Source organism: Plantibacter sp. 2H11-2 (assembly GCF_050031945.1).
GTDB lineage: Bacteria > Actinomycetota > Actinomycetes > Actinomycetales > Microbacteriaceae > Plantibacter > Plantibacter auratus.
This window is the reverse complement of the sequence record NZ_JBNBBL010000008.1, coordinates 77,854-89,157: the sequence shown is the minus strand read 5'-3', so window position 1 is coordinate 89,157 and position 11,304 is coordinate 77,854. Positions and strand designations below refer to the sequence as shown.

Annotated in this window: 10 protein-coding genes; 5 read left to right on the top strand and 5 right to left on the bottom strand. The window is 70.8% G+C overall.

The window, feature by feature from the left end:
- Positions 1–5 precede the first annotated feature (5 nt).
- Both ACQG07_RS15440 and ACQG07_RS15435 read right to left on the bottom strand, forming a co-directional pair.
- Entirely contained in the window at positions 6–662 is a 657-nt protein-coding gene (locus ACQG07_RS15440) for a response regulator transcription factor (RefSeq protein ID WP_079707415.1), read from the bottom strand.
- Between the two features lie 77 nt (positions 663–739).
- Positions 740–2,044 (bottom strand): class I SAM-dependent RNA methyltransferase, encoded by a 1,305-nt coding sequence (locus ACQG07_RS15435; RefSeq protein WP_159879445.1) that lies wholly within the window; start codon positions 2,042–2,044, stop codon positions 740–742.
- 62 nt (positions 2,045–2,106) lie between these two features.
- On the opposite strand from ACQG07_RS15435, the gene ACQG07_RS15430 reads away from it, so the two are divergent.
- The 3 genes from ACQG07_RS15430 to ACQG07_RS15420 all read left to right on the top strand — a co-directional run bounded on the left by ACQG07_RS15430 (position 2,107) and on the right by ACQG07_RS15420 (position 6,306).
- Positions 2,107–2,757 carry a Maf family protein gene (locus ACQG07_RS15430; protein ID WP_079002868.1) on the top strand — a complete coding sequence of 217 codons (651 nt, stop codon included), beginning with the start codon at positions 2,107–2,109 and terminating at the stop codon, positions 2,755–2,757.
- A 96-nt stretch (positions 2,758–2,853) separates the two neighbouring features.
- The gene (locus ACQG07_RS15425) at positions 2,854–4,614 is read left to right on the top strand and encodes a biotin carboxylase N-terminal domain-containing protein (RefSeq protein WP_079707321.1); all 1,761 of its coding nucleotides are present in this window, start codon (positions 2,854–2,856) and stop codon (positions 4,612–4,614) included.
- 54 nt (positions 4,615–4,668) lie between these two features.
- Positions 4,669–6,306 (top strand): LuxR C-terminal-related transcriptional regulator, encoded by a 1,638-nt coding sequence (locus ACQG07_RS15420; protein ID WP_426738724.1) that lies wholly within the window; start codon positions 4,669–4,671, stop codon positions 6,304–6,306.
- 38 nt (positions 6,307–6,344) lie between these two features.
- Here the strand turns inward: ACQG07_RS15420 and ACQG07_RS15415 are convergent, their stop codons facing one another.
- Positions 6,345–7,781, bottom strand: a complete 1,437-nt coding sequence (locus ACQG07_RS15415) for an NAD(P)H-quinone dehydrogenase (RefSeq protein WP_079707323.1) — start codon at positions 7,779–7,781, stop codon at positions 6,345–6,347.
- Between the two features lie 128 nt (positions 7,782–7,909).
- Between ACQG07_RS15415 and ACQG07_RS15410 the strand changes: the two genes are divergently transcribed.
- Both ACQG07_RS15410 and ACQG07_RS15405 read left to right on the top strand, forming a co-directional pair.
- Positions 7,910–8,743 (top strand): purine-nucleoside phosphorylase, encoded by an 834-nt coding sequence (locus ACQG07_RS15410; protein WP_426738723.1) that lies wholly within the window; start codon positions 7,910–7,912, stop codon positions 8,741–8,743.
- Positions 8,740–10,443: a phospho-sugar mutase gene (locus ACQG07_RS15405; protein WP_274500670.1), complete on the top strand. Its 1,704-nt coding sequence runs from the start codon at positions 8,740–8,742 to the stop codon at positions 10,441–10,443. Before ACQG07_RS15410 ends, ACQG07_RS15405 begins: the two co-directional genes overlap by 4 nt.
- A 57-nt stretch (positions 10,444–10,500) precedes the next feature.
- Here ACQG07_RS15405 and ACQG07_RS15400 read toward each other — a convergent pair whose 3' ends face one another.
- Both ACQG07_RS15400 and ACQG07_RS15395 read right to left on the bottom strand, forming a co-directional pair.
- The gene (locus tag ACQG07_RS15400; protein WP_064294838.1) at positions 10,501–10,773 is read right to left on the bottom strand and encodes a PTS sugar transporter subunit IIB; all 273 of its coding nucleotides are present in this window, start codon (positions 10,771–10,773) and stop codon (positions 10,501–10,503) included.
- Positions 10,770–11,237 (bottom strand): PTS sugar transporter subunit IIA, encoded by a 468-nt coding sequence (locus ACQG07_RS15395; protein WP_124769707.1) that lies wholly within the window; start codon positions 11,235–11,237, stop codon positions 10,770–10,772. Before ACQG07_RS15395 ends, ACQG07_RS15400 begins: the two co-directional genes overlap by 4 nt.
- Positions 11,238–11,304 lie beyond the last annotated feature (67 nt).

Here is an 11,304-nt window from a genome sequence, read left to right as displayed (position 1 = left end):
GGAAGCTAGGAGACATCCGTCCCGCCTTGATCGAGGCCGGGGAGGATCCCGTCCTCGACCGCTCGGCGGAGCAGGTCGACCTTCGTCGGTGCCGGGCGACCCACCTCGACGTACTTCACCCGGATGCGGTCGATGTGTTCGCGGGCCGTGGAGTAGGCGATGCCGAGCTGCATGGCGACGGTCTTCAGCGGCAGGCCGGACGCGTAGAGGTGTAGGACGTCGCGCTCACGACGGCCCAGCTGCGCCCGGGCGAAGTCACTGTCGGCGTCGATCGCGCTCGCCCACTCGATGTTGTTCAGGGCCTCGCCACGGGCCACCGTGCCGATGGCGGCGATGACCGTGTCCGTCGGTGACGACTTGGGGATGACCCCGGACGCTCCGGCTGCCAGCGCCTCGCGCACCAGTGCGACCCGATCCGCGATGGAGTGGATGAGGACGTGCGCCCCCACGGCCTGCACCGCCTGGATGTTCGAGGTCGGCGTGCTGCCGTCGGAGAGCGAGAGGTCGAGCACGACCACGTCGGGCACCACGCCGTTCAACGCGGCGATGCACTCGACGGCGGTCGGGGCACTGGCCACGACCTGATACCCGGCGTGCGCGCACACCGCTTCGATCCCGAGCCTGACGGACTCGTGATCATCAATGATTGCGACGGTCACCACGGCACCATCGTAGCGAGTGACGGACCCGCCGGGCGCGACGGCCGGATCGCGAGTCGCCTCCGTCGGCACGGGCCCGCTCAAGCCGTTCGCGAGAAGCCCGCGACGGCCTCGAGGTGATGCGTGTTGGGGAAGAGGTCGTAGGCCGCGAGGTGGTCGAGCTCGTACCCCTGCTCGGCAAGGAGGGCGACGTCGCGGGACAGCGCGATGGGGTCGCACGCGACGTAGACGATCGACGCGGGCCGCAGCTCGCCGAGCATGGCGACGATCTCCGCGCCGGCACCCGAGCGGGGCGGGTCGAGCACGACGGTCGCGGTGGCGTACCGGGACCGCTCGATCCGGCTGCCCGTCGCGATCTCCGACCGCAGGAAGGCGTCGACCTTCGCGGTGACGGCCTGTGCGCCCACCCACTCGGACAGGTTCTCGCCCGCGTACTCGGTGGCGCGTTCGTCACTCTCCACGGTCGTGATGCGGGTGGTGGAGCCGAAGCGGTCCCCCACGCCCGCGGCCAGGAGGCCGACGCCGCCGTAGAGGTCGAGGTTCGCGGCACGCGGGTCGAAGCGCGCGTCGTCGATGGCCGCCGACACGGCCTGCTGGAGGGTCGTCGCAGCCTGACGGTGGACCTGCCAGAATCCGTTCGCGTCGACGATGAACTCGCGCTCGCCGACGAGCTCGCGGATCGGGTCAGCCGCGGGACGGACCGGCTTCGGTCCCCCGCGTCGACCGCGCCCGCCACCGCGTCGGCGGTCGCCGCCTCCCGCCTCGTCCGCACGCGTCAGGACGCGGACCGCCCCGGTCGAGGAGGCGACGATGTCGATGGAGGTGGTGCCGTGCGGCAGCTCCTCGAGCTTGGCCGCTTCGGCCACCGCTTCGATCGCGAGCGGCAGGTCGTCGACGGGGACGACGTGGTGGGACCTCGAGGCGTAGGGGCCGATGTTGCCGTGCTGGTCGACGTGCAGAGAGACCCGCGTCCGCCACCGGGTGCCGTCGGCCGTCTCGCCGTCGACCGCGGCGACCGTGAACTCGGGAGCGACGCCGGCGAACCGCTCGAGCCCTTCCGAGAGGACCTGGTGCTTCAACGCGCGCTGGTGGGCGAGCTCGATGTGTCCGAACTCCGCTCCCCCGGCCCGCTCGCTCGGCTCGCGGTCGACGGAGGCCTCGGCCCAGACGTGCGGACGGCGGTGCTCGGACGGCGTGAGGACCTCCAGGGTCTCCGCCCGCCAGAAGCGCTTCTCGTTCTCGTCGACGATGCGCGCCCGCACGCGCTCACCGGGGAGCGTGTCGGGGACGAAGACCACCCGGCCTTCGTGCCGGGCGACGAAGACACCCCCGTGGGCTACGTTGGTGATGTCCAGTTCCACGGTGCGTGCAGTCGTCGTGCTCATGCGTCGAGCATGTCACACGGGCGGCCGCGGGGAGTCCACCGTCCACTGCAGAAGGAACCGTCATGCGCCTCACGCTCGCCTCCACGTCACCGGCCAGACTCGCCCTGCTGCGGTCGAGTGGCATCGAGCCGATCGTCGTCCCGTCGTCGGTCGACGAGGAACAGGCCGTCGACGATGCGACCCGCGCCGCGGGTGCCCCCCTCGCCCCCGACGAGGTCGTGGCCCTCCTCGCCCGCGCGAAGGCGGAGGCCGCTCTGGCCGTCGTGCGCGAACGTGGCGACGCGGCCGACCTCATCCTCGGCGGCGACTCGGTGTTCGTCCTCGACGGCGTCGTCCACGGCAAGCCCCACACCCCCGAGCGCGCCCGCGAACGCTGGCACGCCCAGCGCGGCCGGACGGGGACCCTGTACTCCGGTCACTGGCTCATCGACTGCACCGGCGCCTCGCCGGTCGGGATCGGTGCGGTCGCGAGCGCCGAGGTCTCCTTCGCCGACGACCTCGACGACGCCGAGATCGACGCCTACATCGCATCGGGCGAGCCCCTGGCGGTGGCGGGGGCGTTCACGATCGACAGTCTGGGTGCCGCCTTCATCACCCGCATCGAGGGCGATCCGTCGACCGTCGTCGGCCTCTCGCTCCCGACCCTGCGGCGTCTCGTCCGCACGCTGGGACACGACTGGCACGAGCTCCGCAACCGGCGCGGCGCCCTCTGACACCTCAGCCCTTGTAGAGGCGACACGTCGTTCCTGCGACTTTTTTGTGCGTGTGAGCCAAAGGCTCACCCGGGCCTCCCGGTAGGCTCGTGGACTGTGCCACGTATAACCAAGGTCCTCATCGCCAACCGTGGCGAGATCGCCGTCCGCGTCATCCGAGCCGCGAAGGACAGCGGGATCGCCTCCGTCGCCGTCTACGCCGACCAGGATCGCGACGCCATGCACGCCCGTCTCGCTGACGAGGCCTACGCCCTCGACGGGACGACGAGCGCGGAGACGTACCTCGTCATCGACAAGCTCCTGTCCATCGCCCGACGGTCCGGCGCCGACGCCGTCCACCCGGGCTACGGCTTCCTCGCCGAGAACGCTGACTTCGCGCGTGCCGTCATGGCCGCCGGGCTGATCTGGATCGGACCGTCGCCCGAGGCCATCGAGCGGCTCGGCGACAAGGTCTCGGCCCGCCACGTGGCCGAGAAGGTGGGCGCTCCGCTCGCCCCCGGCACGCTCAACCCCGTCTCGGGTGCCGAGGAGGTGCTCGACTTCGTCGACATCCACGGCCTGCCCGTCGCCATCAAGGCTGCCTTCGGCGGCGGCGGTCGCGGCCTCAAGGTCGCCCGTGAGCGTGAGGAGGTCGCCGAGCTCTTCGAGTCCGCCACCCGCGAGGCCATCGCAGCGTTCGGACGGGGCGAGTGCTTCGTCGAGAAGTACCTCGACCAGCCGCGCCATGTCGAGACACAGTGCCTCGCCGATGCGCACGGCAACGTGGTCGTCGTCTCCACCCGCGACTGCTCGCTGCAGCGTCGCCACCAGAAGCTCGTCGAAGAGGCACCGGCACCCTTCCTCACCGACGACCAGGTGACGGAGCTCTACCGCGCGTCGAAGGCGATCCTCAAGGAGGTCGGCTACCTCGGTGCCGGCACCTGCGAGTTCCTCATCGGCAAGGACGGCACCGTCTCCTTCCTCGAGGTCAACACCCGCCTGCAGGTCGAGCACCCGGTCTCCGAGGAGATCACCGGCATCGACCTCGTCCGTGAGCAGTTCCGTCTCGCCGAGGGCGGCGTCCTCGACTACGACGACCCGCAGCCGAGCGGCCACTCCTTCGAGTTCCGCATCAACGGCGAGGACCCGGGCCGCGGATTCCTCCCGCAGCCGGGCCCGATCCACGTCTTCAAGACCTTCGGTGGCCCCGGTGTCCGGCTCGACTCCGGCGTCACGGCCGGCGACACGATCTCGGGGGCGTTCGACTCGCTCCTCGGCAAGATCATCGTCACGGGACGCACACGCGAGGAGGCGCTCGAGCGCAGTCGTCGCGCGCTCGACGAGTTCGAGGTCGCCGGCCTCCCCACCGTCATCCCCTTCCACCGCAAGATCGTCCGCGACCCCGCGTTCACCGCGGAGGACGGTACCTTCGGTGTCTACACCCGATGGATCGAGACGGAGTTCGTCAACGACATCGAACCCTGGGACGGATCCATCGATGCACAGCAGGCACCCGCTGCCCGCTCGACGGTGGTCGTCGAGGTCGGCGGCAAGCGGCTCGAGGTCAGCCTTCCGGGCGGACAGCTGGGGCTGAACGTCGGTGCACCGGTCGCCGCTCCCGCCCCACACCGCCGCGGTGGTGCAGCGGTGGTCTCTGGTGCGACGGGTGATTCGGTCTCGGCGCCCATGCAGGCGACCATCGTGAAGCTCGCGGTCGCCGAGGGCGATGTCGTCGTGAAGGGCGACCTCGTCGTCGTCCTCGAGGCGATGAAGATGGAACAGCCCATCACGGCGCACAAGGACGGCACGGTCGGCGCGATCGACGCGACGGTCGGTGCCACGGTCTCCTCGGGTCACCAGCTCCTCACCATCAGCTGACCCGACCGGCGCCTTCGGGCGTCGCATCGGACCCGGCGACGATACGCTGAACAGGTGTCAGCAGCCGACCTCCTCGAAGATGCGTTGGATCGTGTGGCGGACTTCGACGCCGCCGGTGCGATCGCGCTGCTCGAGGCAGAGCCGCACGCGGCGTCCGATCCCCGCGTCCTCGCCCTCCTGTCCTACGCCCGGTTCACCACCGCCGACTTCGCGGGTTGTCGCCGGGACGCGGTGGACGCGCTCGCCGCCTCGACGGACTCCGACCGGACGACACGCCTGCTCGTGCTCGGGGCAGCCGGGCTGGCCCTCGGATCGGACCGCTCGTCCGGCTCGGAGCTGGAGGGGTGCTTCGCGGAGGCGGACGCCCTCGTCGACGACGGCGGCGACCTCGAACCGACCCTGGCCTGGCTCGTCGGGTATCTGCTGGTCGAGGGTGCCGTCGTCAACGTCCTGATCCACGCCGCCCGGCGCTTCGCCGACGCGTTCGCCGACGACATCGCCGCCACCCCGGGCCGTTTGTACCGGACACTCGTCGACGGGGTCCTCGCCCGCCTCCTGCTCAACGAGGGACGCGTCGCCGAGGCAGAGGCCGCCGCGCTCGCGATGTTCGAGCGGGCCGGGAGCGGACCGACCGCACTGTACGCGGAGGCCGTGCAGTGCCTCGTCGCAGGGAACCGTGCCGAGCAGGGGGCGACCAGGACGCTCGCACGCCGCGTCCGTCAGGCCATCCCCGAGCCCACGGGCGCCTTCCAGACGACGTGTTACCTCCTCGTCGGCTACGGTCTCGCCGCCCTCGCGGACGACCACGGAGCCGCAGCCCTCGCGCGGAGCGCCTCGGGGAACGACTTCAGCGGCCTGTCCGTCCAGGACCGCGCCCTCGCGATCGAGCTGCTCGTCTCGAGCGCCTTCCTCGACCGCGACATCGTCGAATCGGAACGCCTCATCGGCTTCATCGCCGCCGACGTCGACCGCAGGGTCCCCGGGCCGGCCATCCTCCGGATGCAGTGCAAGCTCGAACTCCTCCGTGGGCGACCCGCCGAGGCGCTGGCGCTCGCGCGCACGGCGACCACCCGCGCGTTGGTCGACGGCCGCATGCTGGAAGCCGGGATCGGCGAGATCCTCGCGACGCGTGCCCTCATCGCCATGTCCGACCGGACGCAGGCCGTCCGTGAGCTGGCCGCGCTCGCCGAGCAGGCGGTCCTCGGCGGGCACACCGCCGCGACCCGCTCCGCCGCCCGGGAGCTGAAGGCGATCGGCCGACGTCTCGCGCCGGTCGCCGGTTCCGGTTGGGACGGACTGTCGCCGCGCGAGCGCGAGGTCGCCCTGCTCTCCGCGGAGGGCAACTCGACGGCGGAGATCGCGTCCGTCCTCCAGCTCTCCTCGCGCACGGTCGACGCGCACGTCACCCGGGTGCTCGCCGCGTTCGGGATCGTGTCCCGCCGCCAGCTCCCCTCACGGCTCCCGGCCACGCTGCCGTTGACCGCCGTCCCCATCCCGACCGCACCGCTGACGCCCCGACAGCGGGACCTCACCGAACTCGTCGCGGACGGCCTGTCGAACGACGAGATCGCGACGGCCCTCGGCATCTCCCGCAAGACCGTGGAGAAGCATCTGAGCGCCGTCTTCCAGGCCTGGGGCGTGCGCTCGCGGGTCGCCGTCGCACGCATCGTGCTCGCGAACCGCGATCGGTGAACTCCGGCGTCTCAGCGCCGGTTCGACGAGGACGACGCCTATTCGACGATGTGCATGGCGCGCGCAGCGTCGGTGATCGACCCGGTGAGTGACGGGTAGACCGTGAAGGCACGAGCCACCTGGTCGACGTTCAGCCGTTGCTCGACCGCGAGGGCGAGCGGGAAGATGAGCTCGCTGGCCTTCGGGGCGACGATGACCCCGCCGATGACCGTCCCGCTGCCGGTCCGCGCGAACAGCTTGACGAAACCGTCCTTGATGCCCATCATCTTGGCGCGCGGGTTCTGGGCGAGGGGCAGCTTATAGATCTCACCCTGGGCGATGCCGTCCTCGATCTGCTTCTGGGTCCAGCCGACGGTCGCGATCTCGGGCTGCGTGAAGATGTTCGCGGCGACGTTGCGGATCTCGGTCGGGTTCACCGCGTCGCCCATCGCGTGCAGCATCGAAGTGCGACCCTGCATCGACGCGACGGACGCGAGCGGCAGGAAGGTCGTGCAGTCACCGGCGGCGTAGATGTTGGGGACACTCGTGCGCGCCACTCGGTTCACGCGGATGTGACCGGAATCGGTCAGCTGCACGCCGGCCTCCTCGAGACCGATCCCGGCGGTGTTGGGCACCGAACCGACCGCCATGAGGCAGTGCGAACCCTCGACCGTGCGACCGTCGGAGAGCGTGGCGACGACGCCGGTCTCGGTTCTGGTGACGGAGTCGGCCCGCGACTTCGACAGGACCGTCATGCCGTTGCGCTTGAAGACGTTCTCGATGACCGCCGCCGCATCGGCGTCCTCACCGGGCAGCACCTGGTCGCGGCTCGAGATGAGCGTGACCTTGGAGCCGAGCGCCGTGTAGGCGGAGGCGAACTCGGCGCCCGTGACGCCCGAGCCGACGACGATGAGGTGCTCGGGGACGGAGGTGAGGTTGTAGAGCTGCGTCCAGGTGAGGATGCGCTCGCCGTCCGGCAGGGCAGAGGGCAACTGGCGCGGGCTCGCGCCGACGGAGACGACGACGGTGTCAGCCTCGATGCGGTCGAAGTCGGTGCCGCCGGACAGGTCGGTCGAGACGATGACCTCGTTCGGTCCGTCGAGCCGCCCCTGACCGTTGACGATGCGGACACCGGCACGGATGAGACTCGCCCGCATGTCCTCGGACTGCTGGCGGGCCAATCCGAGCAGTCGCTTGTTGACGGCGGCGAGGTTCACGGCGACCTCGGGACGGCTGGGCTTCCCGGTGGTCTCCGAGCGGACGAAGAACTGCACGCCGAGGTCGGCCGCCTCGCCGATGGCCCCGACCGCGTCGGCCGTGGCGATGAGGCTCTTGGACGGGACGACGTCGGTGATGACCGCCGCGCCGCCGACGCCCGTGCGCTCCACGAGCGTGACGTCGGCCCCGAGCTGTGCCCCGGCGAGGGCCGCCTCGTACCCGCCGGGTCCGCCTCCGATGATCGCCACTCGCTGCTTGCGTTCGAACTCGTAGGCCATGCGTCCATTCTCGCGCGCCACCAGGGGCGGGACCAAACCCGTTCGGGCCTGCGGCGGTGGGCATCGTGCGCGGATGAGCGGGGTCGGCACGGTTGGGCGGCGGCCCCGCCCCTGTCTAGAGTGAGAGGATGTCCGAAACCTCTGCGAACCCACTCGATCTGTCCGATGTCGATCCCTTCGAGATCGCCCGCGAAGCCGCCGGCCAGATCGCTGAGAAGACCGGCGTGGAACGCCACGACATCGCACTCACCCTCGGCAGCGGCTGGGGCAAGGCGGCCGACCTGATCGGCGAGACGACGGCGACGATCCCGGCCTCGGAGATCGTCGGCTTCTCGAAGCCGGCGCTCGAGGGCCACGTGGGCACCCTGCGCTCGGTCCTGCTCCCGAGCGGCAAGCGTGCGCTCGTCATCGGCGCCCGGACGCACTACTACGAGAACCACGGTGTCCGCCGTGTCGTGCACAGCGTGCGGACGGCCGCTGCGGCCGGCGCGCGCATCATGGTGCTGACGAACGGCGCCGGTGGCATCAAGAACCACTGGACGCCCGGCACGCCCGTGCTGATCAGCGACCACATCAACCTCACGGCCGACTCGCCGCTCGAGGGCGCGACGTTCATCGACCTCACCGACCTCTACGCCAAGCGGCTGCGGGACATCGCGCACAGCGTCGCTCCGGAGCTCGACGAAGGCGTCTACACGCAGTTCCGCGGACCGCACTACGAGACCCCGGCCGAGGTCCAGATGGCGAAGGCGATCGGCGGCCACATCGTCGGCATGTCGACCGCGCTCGAGGCGATCGCCGCACGTCAGGCCGGCATGGAGGTCCTCGGGATGTCGCTCATCACCAACCTCGCCGCCGGCATCCAGCAGACGCCGCTCAGCCACGCCGAGGTCATCGAAGCCGGCCAGGCGGCCGAGCCGGTGATCAGCAAGCTCCTCGCGCAGATCGTCGCGGCCCTGTGAGCGAGGCGACGAGCCTGCTCGCGACCGCCGAGGCCTGGCTCGCCCAGGATCCCGACGACGAGACCCGGGCCGAACTGGCAGGCCTCGTCGAACGCGCCCGGGTGTCCGACGACGTGGCCGTAGCCGAGCTGCACGACCGCTTCGACACCCGACTGCAATTCGGCACTGCCGGGCTCCGCGGTCGCATCGAGGCCGGCTCCAACCGGATGAACCGGGTCCTCGTGTCGCAGGCCGCGGCCGGGCTCGCCGCCTACCTGATCGAGCAGGCGCCGGAAGGGGTGACGCCGAGCGTCGTCATCGGATACGACGGCCGGAAGAACTCCGCCGTGTTCGCCGGCGACACCGCCGAGCTGATGGCCGGTGCCGGTGTCCGCGCCATCCTGCTCCCACGGCTCCTGCCGACGCCCGTCCTCGCGTTCGCCGTGCGGTTCTTCGACGCCTCGGCCGGAGTCATGGTGACCGCGAGTCACAATCCGCCCGCCGACAACGGCTACAAGGTGTACCTGGGCGGTGAGCACCACGGGTCCCAGATCGTCTCCCCCGCCGACGCGGCCATCGCCGCCCACATCGGGCGCATCGCCGAGACGGCGCTCGTCCAGGACCTCCCGCGCAGCGACGGGTTCGAGATCGCGGGCGAGGACGTCGTCGACGCCTATGTCGCCGAGACCGCGGCCGTCGCTCCCGCCCCGGCGGGCAGCCAGCTGCGCGTCGTCTACACGGCCATGCACGGCGTGGGTTGGGAGACGACTCGACGCGTCCTCGAGACGGCCGGTTACCCGGCACCGGAACTCGTCACCGAGCAGATCGATCCCGATCCCACCTTCCGGACCGTCAGCTTCCCGAACCCGGAGGAGCCGGGCGCACTCGACCTGTCCTTCGCGACGGCGCGAGCAGTCGGCGCCGACATCATCATCGCCAACGACCCCGATGCCGACCGCCTGGCGATCGCGATCCCCGACGACGCAGCGCCGTCGGGGTTCCGTCGACTCACCGGCAACGAGGTCGGTCTCCTCCTCGGCTGGCGGGCCGCCCAGGCCGCCAGTGCCGCATTCGACGGCGACGCGGCACCCGAGGGCACGCTCGCGTGCTCGATCGTCTCCTCCCCCGCCCTACGCATCGTCGCCGAGGCGCACGGCCTCGAGTTCCGGGAGACGCTCACCGGGTTCAAGTGGATCTCCCGGACGCCGGGCATGGTCTTCGGCTTCGAGGAGGCCCTCGGCTACCTCGTGAACCCCGGGACCGTGCGCGACAAGGACGGCATCTCGGCCGCCGTGGCGTTCCTCGGTCTCGCGACGGCGTCGGCGCAGGCGGGCGAGAGCGTCGCGGGGCTCCTCGACCGGTTCGCGGACACCTTCGGTTCCTTCGGCAGCGACCAGATCTCCATCCGCTACGCGGAGCTCAGCCGCATCGGCGAGGTCATGTCCGGGCTGCGGGCACTCCCGCCGACGGAGCTCGCGGGAGCCCGGGTGACCCGGATCGACGACCTCGCCGACGGCTTCGAGGCGCTCCCGCCGAGCGACGTCCTGCGCGTCTGGCTCGACGACGGCACCCGTGTCATGATCCGACCGAGCGGCACGGAACCGAAGCTCAAGGTGTACGTCGACGTCCAGTCCGCCGACGGCGACGCCGCCGAGCGGGCGGCGACGGTCACCGCGCGGCTCGCCGCGCTGCGGACGGATCTCACGGCGCTCGTCTCCTAGCCCCTCGACGGGCTGAGCGGCCTGGCGGTGTGCGGCCCGGAGATCGGGCCGCACCGGTCAGCCGATGGCGCGTTCGAGCTTCTCGGTGAGTTCGGCGAGATCGAAGTAGTTGTCGATGACGACGATGTCGGCGAAGGTCTTGCCGATGCGCTCGACGAGCTCCGGCGAGGTCAGGATCACCTGGGCGTCGGCCGCGGTCGTGCCGAGGCTCTCGATGTCACCGGCGACGACATCGGCCTCGAGGTCGAGGCGTTCGAGCGCGCGTTCGGCGTTGAGCTTGAGGATCGCGGAGGAGCCGACCCCCGAACCGCAGACGGCGACGATCTTCATGCCTGGTCTCCGATGCTCAGGGGGGACGCACCGAACACGGCGCGCACCTCGTCGAGCGTCGTGGCCGCTGCGAGCCGCGGGATGGCGGTCTCGTCGTTGAAGACATTGGCGATCTCCGCCACCCAGCCCACGTGCGACTCGGCGGTGGTGACGGCGAGGCCGAGGACCACCGAGACGGGGTCGTTGTGGGGGTGTCCGAACCGCACCGGAGCAGCCAGGGTCGCGACGACGAGGGCGTCGTCGTGGACGTCGGCACCCGGTCGGGCGTGCGCGAGCGCCAGGCCCGGCGCGATCACGACATATGCGCCGAACTCCTCGACGACGTCGATCATCCGCTGGGTGTATGCGGCGTCCGTCGCATGGGTGTCGGAGAGCAGCGCTCCGGCTACGCGGATCGCCTCGCGCCAGTCGTCGGCTTCGACGTGGAGCGCGACGCTTGCTTCGGACAGTTCTGGGAGTGGCATCGCTTCAATCAGAGGATCGGTCGACCCGAATGGATCGGAACCATCGTAACGCTCCGAGGCTGGAAGC

Bases quoted from the DNA above. Each gene is read 5' to 3' on its own strand.
- ACQG07_RS15435 (WP_159879445.1), bottom strand. From the start codon at position 2,044: ATGAGCACGACGACTGCACGCACCGTGGAACTGGACATCACCAACGTA.
- ACQG07_RS15430 (WP_079002868.1), top strand. From the start codon at position 2,107: ATGCGCCTCACGCTCGCCTCCACGTCACCGGCCAGACTCGCCCTGCTG.
- ACQG07_RS15415 (WP_079707323.1), bottom strand. From the start codon at position 7,781: ATGGCCTACGAGTTCGAACGCAAGCAGCGAGTGGCGATCATCGGAGGC.
- ACQG07_RS15410 (WP_426738723.1), top strand. From the start codon at position 7,910: ATGTCCGAAACCTCTGCGAACCCACTCGATCTGTCCGATGTCGATCCC.
- ACQG07_RS15400 (WP_064294838.1), bottom strand. From the start codon at position 10,773: ATGAAGATCGTCGCCGTCTGCGGTTCGGGGGTCGGCTCCTCCGCGATC.
- ACQG07_RS15395 (WP_124769707.1), bottom strand. From the start codon at position 11,237: ATGCCACTCCCAGAACTGTCCGAAGCAAGCGTCGCGCTCCACGTCGAA.